Here is a 14,320-nt window from a genome sequence, read left to right as displayed (position 1 = left end):
GCGGACCCGGCGCCGCGTGCTGGGCGCCGTGCTCCTGCTGGTGCTGGTCGTCGCGGCGTGCGCGGCGAGCATCGCCGTCGGCACCCGCCCCCTGGGCCTGGGCACCGTGTGGACCGCGCTCACCGACCGGTCGCTGCGCACCGAGGAGGCGGTGATTGTCTGGGACCTGCGGGTCCCGCGGACGGTGCTGGGCCTCCTCGTCGGTGCCGCGCTCGGCGTCTCCGGCGCGCTGATGCAGGGCCACACCCGCAACCCGCTGGGCGACCCGGGCCTGCTCGGCGTCACGGCGGGGGCGTCGTTTGCCGTCGTCCTGGCGATCACGCTGCTCGGCGTCGGCACGCCGTCGGGCTACGTCTGGTTCGCCTTCGCCGGGGCCCTGGCCGGCACCGTCGCCGTCTTCGTGCTCGGCTCGGCCGGGCGCGGTGGCGCCACCCCGGTCACCCTCGCGCTGGCCGGCGCGGCGCTGTCGGCGCTGCTGTTCGCGCTGGTCCGGGCGCTTCTGGTCAGCGACTCGGACTCCCTCGACGCGTTCCGCTTCTGGGTGGTGGGGGCGCTGGCCGGCCGCGGCGCCGACGTCGCCTGGCAGGTGGCGCCGTTCATCGCCGCCGGCCTGGTGATCGCGCTGCTCAACGCCCCCGCCCTCGACCTGCTCGGCATGGGCGAGGACGTCGCCCGGGGCCTGGGCCAGCGGGTGTGGCTCGCCCGCGCGCTCGGGCTGGCCGCCGTCACCCTGCTGGCCGGGGCCGCCACCGCCGCCTGCGGGCCGATCGCCTTCGTCGGGCTGGTCGTGCCTCACGCCGTGCGGGCGTTCACCGGGCCGGCGCACCGCTGGCTGGTGCCCTGCTCCGGCCTGCTCGGGGCGGTGCTGCTGCTGTCGGCCGACGTCCTGGGCCGGGTCGTGGCCCGCCCGGGCGAGCTGCAGGTGGGCATCGTGCTCGCGCTGGTCGGCAGCCCGTTCTTCGTGGCGCTGGTCCGCCGCCGGCGGGTGGCGACGCTGTGACCGCCACCGCCGACACCCTCCGCGAGACGACCCCGCCCGAGCCCGGCGGGCGCCCGCGCGGCCGCGCGGTCACCGTCCGTTTCGGGAGGGTCTCGGCGCGGTTCCGCTGGCGCTCGGTCGTCGTCCCGGCAGTCGCGCTCGCCGTCGTGGTGCTGCTGGCGGCGGCCGGCCTCGGCCGCGGCGACTACCCCATCGGCACCGTCGACGTGCTGCGCACGCTGGTCGGCGCGGGCACCGACGCCCACCGCTTCGTCGTCCTGGAGCTGCGCGCCCCGCGGACGCTGGTCGGGGTGCTGGTCGGCCTCGCGCTGGGGATCGCCGGGGCACTGTTCCAGACCTTCGCCCGCAACCCACTGGCCTCCCCCGACGTCCTCGGCATCACCCAGGGCGCGTCGGTCGGCGCGGTGGCCGCCATCGTGCTGGGCGGCGGGGGCTCGGCCGGCGCACTGCTCGGCGGCCTCGGCGTGCCACTCGCCGCGCTGCTCGGCGCGCTGGTCTGGGGTGCGCTGCTGTTCGTCCTCGCCTGGCGGGCCGGCCTCGACGGCTTCCGCCTGGTGCTGGTCGGCATCGCGCTGTGGACCACCGGCACGGCGCTCACCGACTGGCTGCTCACCCGCGCGGAGATCTACGACGCCGCGGCCGCCTACGTGTGGATCACCGGATCGCTCAACGCCCGCACCTGGGACCACGCGACCCAGCTGGCGGTCGCGCTGGCCGTGCTGGTGCCGCTCGCGCTGGCCGCCGGTCGGGTGCTGGGTGTCCTGCAGTTCGGCGACGACACCGCCCGCGGCCTCGGCGTCCGGCTGGCCCGCGCCCAGGCGACGGTGGTCGTCGTCGCGGTCCTGCTCGTGGCCGCCGCGGTGGCCGCCGCCGGGCCGATCGCGTTCGTGGCGCTCGTGGTGCCGCAGATCGCCGTCCGGCTGACCGGGGGCTCACGGCCGCCGCTGCTGGCGTCGGGCCTGCTCGGGGCCGCGCTGGTCACCGGGGCCGACCTGCTCACCCGCACCGGCCTGCCCGAGGCGCTCCCCGTCGGCATCCTCACCGCCGCCGTCGGCGCGCCCTACCTGCTCTGGCTGCTCGTCCGCGGGAGGCGGACCCCCGCATGACCACCTCCACCTCCGAGGCGCCCGTGCACGAGCCTCCGCCCGCCCCCGCCGTCCGTCTGGCCGCCGAGGACCTGCGCCTGGCCTACGACGACCGCGTCGTCGTCGACGGCCTGGACCTCGCGCTCACCGACGGCTCGTTCACCGCGATCGTCGGCCCCAACGGCTGCGGCAAGTCCACGCTGCTGCGGGCGCTGGGCCGGCTGCTGCGCCCGGCGGCGGGCCGGGTGCTGCTCGACGGGCGCTCGATCGCGCGGACGCCGACCCGCGAGGTGGCCCGCGTCCTCGGCCTGCTGCCGCAGACCCCGGTGGCCCCGGCCGGGCTGACCGTGGCCGACCTGGTCGCCCGCGGCCGGCACCCGCACCAGAGCTGGCTGCGGCAGTGGTCGCGCGAGGACGAGGCCGTCGTCGCCGAGGCGCTGGCCTGGACCGACATGGCCGACCTCGCCGACCGCCCGGTCGACGAGCTCTCCGGCGGGCAGCGGCAGCGGGCCTGGATCTCCATGGCGCTGGCGCAGGAGACCGACCTGCTCCTGCTCGACGAGCCGACGACCTACCTGGACCTGTCGCACCAGATCGACGTCCTGGAGCTGGTGGCCCGGCTGCACGCCGAGCGCGGCCGCACCGTCGTCGTCGTGCTGCACGACCTCAACCTCGCCGCCCGCTACGCGCAGCGGCTGGTGGCCATGCGCGACGGCGTCCTGGTGGCCTCGGGGACGCCGCACGACGTGCTCACCGAGCGGCTGCTGGCCGACGTCTTCGACCTCGAGGCCCGCGTGGTGCCCGACCCGGTGGCCGGGACGCCGCTGGTGGTCCCCGTCCGCCGCCTGCGCTGACGGGAACGCCGGTGCGGGTGGCGCGGGGATCAGGTGACCTGGTCCCCGGGCGTCCTCCGGCACGTCCCACCGTGAGGGAGAACGCCGCACGATCAGGTCACCTGATCCCCGCGGGGCCTCACGACTCGGAGCGGCCCTCGCGCCAGTAGCCCATGAAGGCCACCGAGCGCCGGTCGACGCCGAGGTCGGCGACCAGGTGCCGCCGCAGCCGCTTGACCACCCCCGCCTCACCGGCGAGCCAGGCGTAGCAGCCCGCGCCCGCACCGGGGTCCTCGGGGACCTCCCACAGCGGCCCGCTGTCGAGGTCGACGTCCTCCGGGTCGGGAGCCGGTGCCGCGGCGATCCCGAGGTCGACCAGCGCGGCGTGCACGGCGGGGACGAGCAGCTCCCCGCGCCGGCGGTCGCCGCGCGCCAGCCAGCGCACCTCCACGCCCACGGGCAGCCGCAGGTCCTGCACGTCGCGCGCCCCGGGCACCTCGAGGACGGCGACGGCGCGCCGGCCCGGCGGCAGGGACTCGAGGATCGCGCCGACGGCGGGGACGGCGGTCTCGTCGCCGGCCAGCAGCAGGCAGCGGGCGGTCTGCGGCGGCGCCCACTCCACGCCCCAGGCGCGGCCGCGGCCGGGCCGGTCGGGGCCCATGAGCACCACCGGGTCGCCGGGCGCGGCCTGCGCGGCCCAGGTCGCCGCCGGGCCCGCGGACCCGTCGTCGACGCCGTGCAGGACGACGTCGAGGTCGACCTCGGCCGCCTCCGGCCGCGCCGCGCGCACGGTGTAGGTGCGCAGCACCGGCCGCCGCTCCTCGGGCAGCGCGCACCAGGCGGGGTACCACTCGGCGCCGGCGGCGTGCAGCTCGGCCAGCGCGGTGGGATCGGGGACGAGGACGAGCTTGACCCGCTGGTCGTCACCGGCGACGCCGAACTCCCCCAGCCGCGGGCCGGTGAGGGTGATCCGCACGATCGACGGGCCCAGCGGGCGCACCCGGGCGACGACGGTGTCGAAGAACAGCCACTGCGGCAGCGCCGCAGTCACGGCCTCGGTCGTCGTCGCCACCGGTGTCTCCTCCGCTCGGGGCCGGCCCGTGCGGACCGCTGGTAAGGCAAGGCTAACCTGCCCTCGCTCGCAGGGGGAACCCCCTGCCCCGACCCGCGAGGAGACCCCGTGTCCCGACCCCCGCGCCTGCTCGGCGCCTCCCTGGCGCTCGCGACGCTGCTCGCCGCGAGCGCCTGCTCGACCTCCGAGGACACGCAGGCGGCCGCCTCGTCCGGGCAGGGCTGGTCGTTCACCGACGACGTCGGCACCACCGTCGAGCTCGACGCGCGGCCCCAGCGGGTCGCCGGCCTCAACGACGTCGTCTCCTCGCTGTGGAACCTCGGCATCGAGCCGGTGGCCACCTTCGGGCAGACCTCGGCCGCCGACGACGTCCAGTTCGAGGGGCGCGACCTGTCCGGGGTGGAGGTCGTCGGCGAGAGCTACGGCGCGATCGACCTCGAGGCGCTGGCCGCGGCCGATCCCGACGTCGTCGTCACCAGCGTCTACCCGGTCGACTCCGAGGGGACGCTGGACGCCACCCAGCCGCTGTACGGGTTCGAGTCCCTCGAGCAGCAGGAGCAGGTGGCGCGGATCGCGCCCATCGTCGCGATCGCCTGGCGCGGGTCGGCCGCCGACGTCGTCGAGCGCACCGCCGAGCTGGCCGCGGCCCTCGGCGCCGACACCGACGGCGGGGAGGCCCGCGCGGCCCGGCAGGCCTACGACGACGCCGCGGCCGCGCTCACCGAGGCCGCCTCCTCCGGCGTCACCGTGCTGCCGGTGGCGGCCTACCCCGACGAGGGCTTCTACATGGCCAAGGCCGCCGACGACCCGTCACTGCGCCTCTACCGCGACCTCGGCGTGCAGTTCGTCGACCCCGGCGGCGAGGGGTACTTCTGGGAGACGGCGAGCTGGGAGGTCGTGCCGCAGTACCGCAGCGACGTCCTGCTGTACTCGCTGCGCGGCGCGATGACGCCGGAGCAGATGGCCGGCCAGCCCACCTACGGGCTGCTGCCCGCCGCGCAGGCCGGCCAGGTGCACCCGTGGGAGTACGTCGGCATGGACCACGCCGCCCAGGCCCGATACATGGAGCGGCTGGCCGGCTGGCTGCGCGACGCGCAGAAGGTCACCTAGGCGGGCGAGCGGCCCGGCGCGAGCGGCGCGGGCGCCTCCGGGAGGGGCGCCGGCGCCGGCCGCACCGGGGCCGTCCGCGCGGTCTGGGCCAGCGCGATGCCGCCCAGGACGACGAGCCCGCCGACGACCTGCCAGCCGCTGAGCACCTGCTCGAGCCACAGCCAGGCCACCACCGAGGCGAGCACCGGCTCGACGGTGGCCACCAGGCCGGCGGTGGTGGGCGGCAGGTGCCGCAGCGCGGCGATCGACAGCCAGAACGGCACGATCGCCCCGAGGACGACGATCGACAGCACCAGCACCCACAGCGGCAGCGCCACCGCGCCGAGCGAGACCGGCACCCGCTCGCCGAGCACCCCGGCGTCGAAGGGGGCGGTGAACGGCGCGACGACGGCCCAGAACAGGGCCGCGGCCACGAACGTCCAGGTGGTCAGCGCGACCGGGTCGCGGGTGGCCGCCCCGCGCTCGCCCATCAGGTAGTAGGTGGCCAGGCACACCGCCGCGGCCAGGGCGGCGCCGACGCCCAGCAGGTCCAGCGACCCGCCGCCCCGCCACACCTGGGCGACCAGGACCAGTCCCGACAGCGACAGCGTCAGCGCCACCCAGATGCGGGGCCGCACCGGCTCCTTCCGCACCAGCCGGACCCACAGCGCGATCCCGACCGGCGCGGTCATCTCGAAGACCAGGGCGATGCCGACCGGCAGCCGGCCGATGGCCACGAAGTAGAGGAACTGGGTCAGCGCGACGCCCACCACGCCGAAGGTGGCGAGGAAGGGCACCTCCCGCCAGGACAGCCGCAGCCGGTGCGGTGAGACCAGCGCCAGCGCGGCCAGCAGGCCCACCGCCGCCCCGCCGCAGCGCATCGCGGTCAGCCAGGTCGGCGGGACGCCGGCCTGCAGCGCGAGCGTGGAGACGGTGCCGTTGACGGCGAACAGGCCGGCCGCGGCGACGGTCGTGGCATAGCCGACGGCGGGACGACGGGTGTGCGGCACCCGTCCGACTGTAGCGGGCGTAGTGACAGACGCCACCTACCGGTGTGTCGGGCGCGACGCCCGCCCGCGCGTGGCTCCCAGGGACGCGGGGCACCCTCGACGTCGTGACCGAGACCCGCCCGCCGTGGTCGCGCCGGCGCCGTCGGCTGCTGGTCGGCCTCGCCCTCGGCGGCGTGGCCGGCGGTGTCGGGGCGGTCGTGCTGCCGGCCGAGGTCGGGGTGACCGCGGGCTTCCTCGGCGCCCTGTGCGGGTTCCTGCTGGTCGCCGCCGCGGTGCTGTTCGTGGCCATCCCGGGGCCGGACACCCTCGGCACGCTGGTGCGCACCACGCCCCTGGCCGGCGCGGTGTGCGTCGTCGCCGTCCTGCTGGCGCTGTCCACGGAGGGGCAGCCGCTGCGCTGGGTGTGGTGGACGGCGGCCGCCGCGGGCGCGCTCTGGGTGGGCGCGGCGGTGTGGCTGGCCCGCCGCGGGTGACCGGGAGGACCGGCGCGAGACTGCGGGGCGTGCAGCTGCCCTCCGCCTACTACCTGCCCGACGGTCCCGGCGCCTTCGTCGCCACCGCGCTCACCATCGGGCCGTGGGACCCCGGCCTGCAGCACGCCGGCCCGCCCGCCGCGCTGCTGGCCCGGGAGGCCGAGCGCGCCGGCGGGATCGAGGACGGGCAGCCGGTGCGGCTGGCCTTCGACGTCCTCGGGCCGGTGCCGGTGGGGCCGGTGCGGGTGGCCGCGCGGGTGCTGCGCCCGGGCCGCCGGATCGAGCTGGTCGAGGCGACGCTGGAGGCCGGCGGGCGCCCGGTGGTGCGGCTGACCGCCTGGCGGATGCGGGTCCGCGACTCGGCCGCCGCCGCGCACCCGCCCCAGCGGTTCCCGGTCGGGCCGGAGGACGGCCGCCCGGCGCAGTTCGACGTCTTCCGCGAGGAGGTCGCCTACCACCGGTCGCTGGAGTGGCGGGAGGCCGGCGGCTCGATCACCGCGACCGGCCCGGCCGCCGTGTGGACCCGCCCGCTGTGCGGCCTGGTCGAGGGCGAGCCGATCACCCCGCTGGAGCACCTGCTGGTGATGACCGACGCGGCCAGCGGCGTCTCCGCGGCGCTGGACTGGTCGCAGGCGACGTTCGCCAACGTCGACCTCGTCGTCGCGCTGTTCCGCCGGCCGGAGGGGCGGTGGCTGGCGATGGACGCCGTCACCACGCTGGGGCCCGCCGGGGTCGGGCAGTGCGCCGCCGACCTCTACGACACCGGCGGGCGGATCGGCCGCTCGGTCGCGTCGCTGTTCGTCGAGCCGCGCCGAGCGTGCTGACGGGGCGGCCCGGTTGGATGGGGGCACGACGCGACACGGACGGAGGACCTGACCTGCCATGGGCCCGCTGACCGACCTGCTCGACTGGCTCGCCGGCCGCGGCCTGGAGATCGTGCTGATCATCCTGGGCTCGGTGCTGGTCGCCCGCTTCACCACCTGGGTGGGCACCCGGATCACCGACCGCATCGACGCGCGCGCCACCGGCGGCGACGTGCTGGTGCGCTCGGAGGCCGCCAAGCACCGGCACTCGCTCACCCAGGTGATCACGTGGGCGCTGATCGTGCTGGTCTACACCGTGGCGGCGTTCTACGTGCTCGACCGCCTCGGCGTCCCGATCACCGGGCTGGTCGCGCCGGCCACCGTGCTCGGCGTCGGGCTGGGCTTCGGCGCGCAGCGCATCGTCGGCGACGTCCTCGCCGGGTTCTTCCTCATCACCGAGCGGCAGTACGGCTTCGGCGACGTCGTCTCCATCGCCGTCACCGGCGGGGGCGACCCGGCCGCGGGCACCGTCGAGGACGTCACCCTGCGGGTGACCCGGCTGCGCTCGGCCGACGGCGAGGTGGTGACCGTGCCCAACGGGCAGATCGTCAAGGTCACCAACCTCTCCCGCGACTGGGCGCGGGCGGTGGTCGACGTCCCGGTGCCCACCAGCGCCGACGTCACCCGGGTCAACGAGATCCTCCACGACGTCGGCAGGGACGCGTTCGCCGACGCCGAGCTGCGCCGGCTGCTCCTCGACGAGCCCAGCGTCATGGGCGTGGAGAGCATCGACCTCGACCAGGTCAACGTGCGGGTGGTGGCCCGGACGCTGCCCGGGCGGCAGTTCGAGGTGGGCCGCGACCTGCGCGAGCGGATCGTGCTGGCCTTCGCCGCGGCGGGGCTCACCCTCGCCCCGAGTCCCGAGCCGGCCGTCGCGACCCGACCCGCGCCGGCGGCCAAGCCGTGACCGTCCCCGGCGCCCCGCGCTCCCCCGGTCCGGAGCCCGCCGCCGAGCCCCACCCCGGCGGCGACCCGGCCGGCCGCGGCCGCTTCGGCCTGTCCGCGCTGCGCCGCACGCCCGGACACATCGGGCGGGCCCGCACCTCCACGGTGGTCCTGGTCGTGCTGTTCCTCGGCCTGGGGCTGCTCTACCTCTACGTGCGCCCGGACCCGGCCGGCACCGCGCCGGCCGGCACCACGACCGTGACCACGCCGCCCCCCGCACCGCCGGCCACCACCGCCCCGCCGGCTCCGGAGGCCCCCGCGACGACCGACGTCCCGACGACGCCGCCGGCCGAGCCGCCGACGACCGGGCCGACCACGGCCCCGTCGCCGACCACGCCGCCGGCCACCACCCCCGGGGAGACGCCGTCGGAGCCGCCGGTCCCGACCACCACGCGGGCCCCGACGGCCCCCGCCACCGAGCCGACGACCGTCTCCCCGCCGGGCTGACCCGCGCCCGGCCGGCCCCGCCGGGGCGGAGGATGGCCGGCATGGTCCTGGAGCTGCGCCGCCCGATCGTGCAGGCCCCGATGGCCGGCGGGCCGTCGACCCCGGCCCTGGCCGCGGCCGTGTCCGAGGCGGGCGGGCTGGGCTGCCTGGCCGCCGGCTACCGCACGCCGGCGGCGGTGCGCGAGGAGATCCACGCCGTCCGCGCGAGGACCCAGCAGCGGTTCGCCGTCAACGTGTTCGTGCCCGGCCCGCCCGGTGACGCCGGCGCCGTGGGCCGCTACGCCCGCGAGCTCGACGCCGAGGCCCGCCGCTGGGGCGTCGGGCTGGGCGAGCCCCGAGCCGACGACGACGCCTGGGAGGACAAGGTCGCCCTGCTCGCCGAGGAGCGGGTGCCGGTGGTCTCCTCCACCTTCGGCCTGCCCCCCGCCGACGCGGTCGCCGCGCTGCACGACGCCGGGGCCACCGTGCTCGTGACCGTCACCACCCCGGAGGAGGCGGTCGCCGCCCGCGACGTCGGCGCCGACGCGCTGGTCGTGCAGGGCGTCGAGGCCGGCGGGCACCGCGGAAGCTTCGCCGACCGCGACGGCGAGGGCGAGTACGGGCTGCTGCCGCTGCTGCGGCTGGTCGCCCGGGCCGTGGACCTGCCGCTGGTCGCCGCCGGCGGCATCCCCGACGGCGCCGCCGTCGCCGCGGTGCTCGTCGCCGGCGCCGAGGCCGCGCAGCTGGGGACCGCGTTCCTCTGCTGCCCCGAGGCGGGGACCACCCCGGAGCACCGCGCGGCGCTGACCACGCACGGGCGGACGGCGCTCACCCGGGCCTTCAGCGGCCGGCGCGCCCGCGGGCTGGTCAACCGGTTCCTCACCGAGCACTCCGCCGCCGCGCCGGCGGCCTACCCCGAGGTGCACCACCTGACCGCGCCGCTGCGCGCCGCCGCCCGGCGGGCCGGCGACGACGGCGGCTACAACCTGTGGGCCGGGCAGGCCCACCCCCTCGTCGAGGCCGTCCCCGCCGCCGAGCTGGTGCGCCGCCTCGACGAGGACGCCCGCGCGGCCCTGGCCCGCCCGTACCCCGGGACCGGGAGTCGCTGACCTCGGCTATCGTCGGACCAGGCTCACGAGAGGCAGCGCGAAGCACCTGGCTGGCTGCCCGGCAACCTCTTCCTCCGTCTGAGGTGCTCCCAGGGGAAGAGCCGGCCGTGCGGCGCCCGCCGCCCGGCAAGGACGGAGCACCTGTGCGCCGCAGGTCCTCCGGGACGAGAGGAGACGGCGCGTGACCGACCCGAAGAGCTGGAGCTTCGAGACCCGGCAGATCCACGCCGGGACCAGCCCCGACCCCACCACCGGGGCCCGGGCGCTGCCCATCTACGCCACCACCAGCTACCAGTTCCGCGACACCCAGCACGCCGCGGACCTGTTCGCGCTGGCGGAGCTGGGCAACATCTACACGCGGATCATGAACCCCACGCAGGACGCGCTCGAGCAGCGCGTCGCCTCCCTCGAGGGCGGGGTCGCGGCGCTCGCGGTGGCCAGCGGCCAGGCCGCGGAGACCCTCGCGCTGCTCAACGTCGCCGAGGCCGGCAGCCACGTCGTCGCCTCCGCCTCGCTCTACGGCGGCACGTACAACCTGCTGCACCACTCGCTGCCCAAGCTCGGCGTCGAGGTGTCCTTCGTCGAGGAGCCCGACGACCCGCAGAACTGGCAGGCGCTGGTCCGCGAGAACACCAAGGCGTTCTACGGCGAGTCCATCGGCAACCCGAAGGGCGACGTCCTGGACATCGCCGCCGTGGCCGAGGTGGCGCACCGCAACGGCGTGCCGCTGATCGTCGACAACACCATCGCCACGCCGTACCTGGTGCGCCCGCTCGAGCACGGTGCCGACGTCGTCGTGCACTCGGCCACCAAGTACCTCGGCGGGCACGGCACCGCGATCGCCGGCGTCATCGTCGACGGCGGCGGGTTCGACTGGACGTCCGGGAAGTTCCCCGGGTTCACCACGCCGGACCCCACCTACCACGGCGTCGTCTACGCCGACCTCGGCGCGCCGGCCTACGCGCTCAAGGCGCGGGTGCAGCTGCTGCGCGACCTCGGACCGGCGATCAGCCCGTTCAACGCCTGGCTGGTGGTGCAGGGCATCGAGACGCTGTCGCTGCGCATGGAGCGGCACGTGGCCAACGCCCAGCGGGTGGCCGAGTTCCTCGAGGCGCACGACGAGGTGGAGGCGGTGCACTACGCCGGCCTGCCGTCCTCGCCGTGGCACGCCGCCCAGCAGCGCTACGCGCCCAAGGGCGCCGGCGCGGTGCTGGCGTTCGAGATCCGCGGCGGCATCGAGGCCGGGAAGCGGTTCGTCGAGGGGCTGGAGCTGCACAGCCACGTGGCCAACATCGGCGACGTGCGCAGCCTGGTCATCCACCCGGCGTCCACGACCCACTCGCAGCTGACCGCGGACGAGCAGCTGACCGCCGGCGTCACCCCGGGCCTGGTGCGGCTGGCCGCCGGCCTGGAGGGGATCGAGGACGTCCTGGCCGACCTCGAGGCCGGGTTCCGCGCCGCCAAGGGAGCCTGACGTGACGGGGGTGCGGGACCTCCCCGGGTCCCGCACCCCGCCGCGCACCGGCGGGTGGCGCGACGGCGACCCCGCCGGGGACCGGCTGTTCCTCGACCTGGACGGACCGGTCCGCCTCGAGCGCGGTGGGGTGCTGCCCGGCGTCCGGGTCGCCTACGAGACGTGGGGGACGCTCGCCCCCGACGGCGGCAACGCGGTGCTGGTCGAGCACGCGCTCACCGGCGACAGCCACGTCACCGGCCCCGCCGGGCCCGGCCACCCGACACCCGGCTGGTGGGCGTCGCTGGTCGGGCCGGGCGCGCCGCTGGACACCGACCGGCTCTTCGTCGTCTGCGCCAACGTGCTCGGCGGGTGCCAGGGGACCACCGGACCGTCGTCGACGGCGCCCGACGGCTCCCCGTGGGGGTCGCGGTTCCCCGAGGTGACGGTCGGCGACCAGGTCCTGGTCGAGGCGGCGCTGGCCGACGCGCTGGGGGTGCGCCGGTGGGCGGCCGTCGTCGGCGGGTCGATGGGCGGCATGCGGGCGCTGGAGTGGGCGGTGGCGCTGCCCGACCGGGTGGCCGGGCTGTTCTTCCTCGCCTCGGGCGCCGCGGTCACCGCCGACCAGCTGGGCACGCAGACCACCCAGCAGGCCGCCATCCGCGCCGACCCGGCCGCCGGGCTCGGCGTCGCCCGGCGGATCGCGCACCTGACCTACCGCAGCGCGCTGGAGCTGGAGGAGCGCTTCGGCGCGACCGTGCAGGACGACGGCCGGTTCGCCGTCGCCTCCTACCTGGAGCACCACGCCGACAAGCTCACCCGCCGCTTCGACGCCGGCAGCTACCTGGTGCTCACCGAGGCGATGAACACCTGGGACGTCGGCCGCGGCCGGGGCGGGGTGGAGGCGGCGCTGGCCCGGGTGACCGCGCGCGCCGTCGTCGCCGGGGTGGACAGCGACCGGCTCTACCCGCTGGACCTGCAGCAGCGGGTGGCCGACGGGCTGGGGGTGCCGCTGCGGGTGATCTCCTCGCCGTACGGGCACGACGGGTTCCTCATCGAGGCCGACGCCGTCGGCGCGCTGGTGCGCGAGCTGCTGGGCGGCTGAGGCCCTCCCCTCCTCGGCGAGATCGGCGGTCTCGTGGTCATCAGCGGCCGATCGCCACGAGACCGCCGATCTCGCGCAGAGCTGGCCGGGCAGACTGGCGCGGGTGAGCGACCTCGAGGCCCTCCGCCCGTCCTGCGACCGCGCCCTGTCCGGGCACGGGCCGGTGCGCGCCGGCGCGCTGCTGGCGACGATCCCGGCCGACACCGCGGTGGACCGCTACGGCGCCGGCGGCGTCGTCGCGGAGCTGGAGGCCGAGGTGGCCGGCCTGCTGGGCAAGCCCGCGGCGGTGTACCTGCCCAGCGGCACGATGGCCCAGCAGGCCGTGCTGCGGGTGCACGCCGGGCGCACGCTGCGGCGCACCGTCGTCGCCCACCCCCACTGCCACCTGTTCCAGCACGAGGGTGGCGCGCTCGAGCGGCTGCACGGGCTGGTGCCGCGCCCGGTCGGCGACCGGCACCGGCTGCTGCTGCGCGCCGACCTCGACGCCGTCGCCGAGTCGCCGGCCGCGCTGGTGGTGGAGCTGCCCCAGCGCGACCTCGGCGGGCAGCTGCCGCCGTGGGAGGACGTCGTCGAGCAGACGGCGTGGGCGCACGACGTGCACTCCGTGGCCCACCTCGACGGCGCCCGGCTGTGGGAGGCCACGGCCGGCTACGACCTGCCGCCGGCCGACGTCGCCGCCCCGTTCGACACCGTCTACGTCAGCTTCTACAAGGGCCTCGGCGCGCTCGCCGGGTGCTGCCTGGCGGGGCCGGCCGACGTCGTCGCCGAGGTGCAAGAGTGGCGGCACCGCATGGGCGGGACACTGTTCGGGCTGTGGCCGGGCGCGGCGTCGGCGCTGACCTGCCTGCGGCAGCGGCTGCCGCTGATGCCGCGCTACCTGGAGCGGGCGCGCGAGGTGGCCGCCTGCGTGCGCGACCTGCCCGGCGTGCGCGTCGTCCCCGACCCGCCGCAGACGCCGATGCTGCACCTGCTGCTGGAGACCACGCCGGAGGCGTTCGGCGCCGCCGCGCGGGAGCTCGCCGAGGGCGGGCTGTGGACCTGGCCCTCGGCGGCGTCCACCGGCGACCCGGGCGTGCTGCGCGTCGAGCTGGGCGCCGGTGACGCGACGCTGGCGCTGTCCCTCGACGAGATCCGCGCCGCCGTCGCCCACCTGGTGACGTGAGGGAACGGCCCCTCGCGAGCGGATGGAACGGCCCCCTCGCAGGGTCCCGCCGCGAGCCTGCGAGCGGTGGGGGGCGAGGGGGTCCTTCCTCAGTCGGCGGCGTCGCCCGGGATGTGGCCGGCCGGGGGCAGCGGGCGGCGCACCACCGGGCGCACCCTGCGCGCCGCGGGCAGCCGCTCGGTGTAGCTCTGCGCGTTGAGCCGGATGTGGGTCAGGTCGTCGTCGGTGACCTGCCGGCGCACCGTCGCCGGGACACCGGCCACCAGGGAGCCGGCGGGCACCTCGGTGCCCTGGGTGACGACGGCGCCGGCGGCCACGATCGAGCCCGCGCCAATGTGCGCGCCGTTCATGACGACGCTGCCCATACCGATCAGGACGTCGTCGTCGATGCGCGCGCCGTGCAGCACCACCCGGTGGCCCACGGTCACACCGCGGCCGATGACCAGCGGGAAACCGGGGTCGGAGTGCAGCGTGCTGCCGTCCTGGACGTTGGAGCCCTCGCCGATCTCGATCACCTCGTGGTCGGCGCGCGCGACCGCGCCGTACCAGATGCTCGAGTGCGGTCCCATCGTGACCGCGCCGACCACCACCGCCGTCGGCGCGACGAACGCCTCGTCGTCGATGGCCGGCGCCCCGAACCCCAGTTCTGCGATGTAGTTGTCCGCCACGGCCCCACCCCAGCACAACCGGCCCCT

General features: G+C 77.0%; 15 protein-coding genes and 1 riboswitch. Of the genes, 12 read left to right on the top strand and 3 right to left on the bottom strand.

Annotation, left to right across the window (positions count from 1 at the left end):
• The first annotated feature begins 16 nt into the window (after positions 1-16).
• The 3 genes from ACI8AD_RS07465 to ACI8AD_RS07455 are packed head-to-tail and all read left to right on the top strand — an operon-like array spanning position 17 to position 2,939.
• Positions 17-1,000 carry a FecCD family ABC transporter permease gene (locus ACI8AD_RS07465; protein WP_456869899.1) on the top strand — a complete coding sequence of 328 codons (984 nt, stop codon included), beginning with the start codon at positions 17-19 and terminating at the stop codon, positions 998-1,000.
• On the top strand, positions 997-2,106 hold the full coding sequence (locus ACI8AD_RS07460) for a FecCD family ABC transporter permease (protein WP_456869898.1): 1,110 nt from the start codon (positions 997-999) through the stop codon (positions 2,104-2,106). The genes ACI8AD_RS07465 and ACI8AD_RS07460 overlap by 4 nt, the downstream gene beginning before the upstream one ends.
• A complete protein-coding gene (locus ACI8AD_RS07455) occupies positions 2,103-2,939 on the top strand; it encodes an ABC transporter ATP-binding protein (RefSeq protein WP_456869897.1) in 837 nt (278 codons plus the stop codon). The genes ACI8AD_RS07460 and ACI8AD_RS07455 overlap by 4 nt, the downstream gene beginning before the upstream one ends.
• A gap of 118 nt (positions 2,940-3,057) precedes the next feature.
• On the opposite strand, the gene ACI8AD_RS07450 is transcribed toward ACI8AD_RS07455, so the two are convergent.
• Positions 3,058-3,990 carry a siderophore-interacting protein gene (locus ACI8AD_RS07450; RefSeq protein ID WP_456869896.1) on the bottom strand — a complete coding sequence of 311 codons (933 nt, stop codon included), beginning with the start codon at positions 3,988-3,990 and terminating at the stop codon, positions 3,058-3,060.
• Positions 3,991-4,098: 108 nt separating this feature from the next.
• On the opposite strand from ACI8AD_RS07450, the gene ACI8AD_RS07445 reads away from it, so the two are divergent.
• Positions 4,099-5,100 carry an ABC transporter substrate-binding protein gene (locus ACI8AD_RS07445; protein ID WP_456869895.1) on the top strand — a complete coding sequence of 334 codons (1,002 nt, stop codon included), beginning with the start codon at positions 4,099-4,101 and terminating at the stop codon, positions 5,098-5,100.
• Here the strand turns inward: ACI8AD_RS07445 and ACI8AD_RS07440 are convergent.
• Positions 5,097-6,089, bottom strand: coding sequence for an EamA family transporter (locus ACI8AD_RS07440; RefSeq protein ID WP_456869894.1), 993 nt, complete (start codon positions 6,087-6,089; stop codon positions 5,097-5,099). The genes ACI8AD_RS07445 and ACI8AD_RS07440 overlap by 4 nt on opposite strands.
• A 104-nt stretch (positions 6,090-6,193) precedes the next feature.
• On the opposite strand from ACI8AD_RS07440, the gene ACI8AD_RS07435 reads away from it, so the two are divergent.
• The 8 genes from ACI8AD_RS07435 (at position 6,194) to ACI8AD_RS07400 (ending at position 13,625) form a co-directional block, all read left to right on the top strand.
• Positions 6,194-6,562: a hypothetical protein gene (locus ACI8AD_RS07435; RefSeq protein ID WP_456869893.1), complete on the top strand. Its 369-nt coding sequence runs from the start codon at positions 6,194-6,196 to the stop codon at positions 6,560-6,562.
• A 29-nt stretch (positions 6,563-6,591) separates the two neighbouring features.
• Entirely contained in the window at positions 6,592-7,386 is a 795-nt protein-coding gene (locus tag ACI8AD_RS07430) for a thioesterase family protein (protein WP_456869892.1), read from the top strand.
• 58 nt (positions 7,387-7,444) lie between these two features.
• Positions 7,445-8,332 carry a mechanosensitive ion channel family protein gene (locus tag ACI8AD_RS07425; RefSeq protein ID WP_456869891.1) on the top strand — a complete coding sequence of 296 codons (888 nt, stop codon included), beginning with the start codon at positions 7,445-7,447 and terminating at the stop codon, positions 8,330-8,332.
• On the top strand, positions 8,329-8,817 hold the full coding sequence (locus tag ACI8AD_RS07420) for a hypothetical protein (RefSeq protein ID WP_456869890.1): 489 nt from the start codon (positions 8,329-8,331) through the stop codon (positions 8,815-8,817). The genes ACI8AD_RS07425 and ACI8AD_RS07420 overlap by 4 nt, the downstream gene beginning before the upstream one ends.
• A 41-nt stretch (positions 8,818-8,858) precedes the next feature.
• Positions 8,859-9,905, top strand: a complete 1,047-nt coding sequence (locus ACI8AD_RS07415; protein ID WP_456869889.1) for an NAD(P)H-dependent flavin oxidoreductase — start codon at positions 8,859-8,861, stop codon at positions 9,903-9,905.
• 21 nt (positions 9,906-9,926) lie between these two features.
• Positions 9,927-10,044: riboswitch (SAM riboswitch) on the top strand.
• A gap of 42 nt (positions 10,045-10,086) precedes the next feature.
• Positions 10,087-11,379, top strand: a complete 1,293-nt coding sequence (locus ACI8AD_RS07410) for a bifunctional o-acetylhomoserine/o-acetylserine sulfhydrylase (protein WP_456869888.1) — start codon at positions 10,087-10,089, stop codon at positions 11,377-11,379.
• 1 nt (position 11,380) lies between these two features.
• On the top strand, positions 11,381-12,463 hold the full coding sequence (gene metX / locus ACI8AD_RS07405; protein WP_456869887.1) for a homoserine O-acetyltransferase MetX: 1,083 nt from the start codon (positions 11,381-11,383) through the stop codon (positions 12,461-12,463).
• A gap of 103 nt (positions 12,464-12,566) precedes the next feature.
• Entirely contained in the window at positions 12,567-13,625 is a 1,059-nt protein-coding gene (locus ACI8AD_RS07400; protein WP_456869886.1) for a threonine aldolase family protein, read from the top strand.
• A gap of 89 nt (positions 13,626-13,714) precedes the next feature.
• Here ACI8AD_RS07400 and ACI8AD_RS07395 read toward each other — a convergent pair whose 3' ends face one another.
• The gene (locus ACI8AD_RS07395; protein WP_456869885.1) at positions 13,715-14,293 is read right to left on the bottom strand and encodes a gamma carbonic anhydrase family protein; all 579 of its coding nucleotides are present in this window, start codon (positions 14,291-14,293) and stop codon (positions 13,715-13,717) included.
• Between the last annotated feature and the right edge of the window lie 27 nt (positions 14,294-14,320).

It is taken from the genome of Geodermatophilus sp. SYSU D00766 (genome assembly GCF_054049915.1).
Note: the sequence above shows the minus strand (reverse complement) of the source record. Positions and strands in the feature narration are given on the sequence as shown.

Bases quoted from the DNA above. Each gene is read 5' to 3' on its own strand.
- ACI8AD_RS07455 (WP_456869897.1), top strand. From the start codon at position 2,103: ATGACCACCTCCACCTCCGAGGCGCCCGTGCACGAGCCTCCGCCCGCC.
- ACI8AD_RS07425 (WP_456869891.1), top strand. From the start codon at position 7,445: ATGGGCCCGCTGACCGACCTGCTCGACTGGCTCGCCGGCCGCGGCCTG.
- ACI8AD_RS07415 (WP_456869889.1), top strand. From the start codon at position 8,859: ATGGTCCTGGAGCTGCGCCGCCCGATCGTGCAGGCCCCGATGGCCGGC.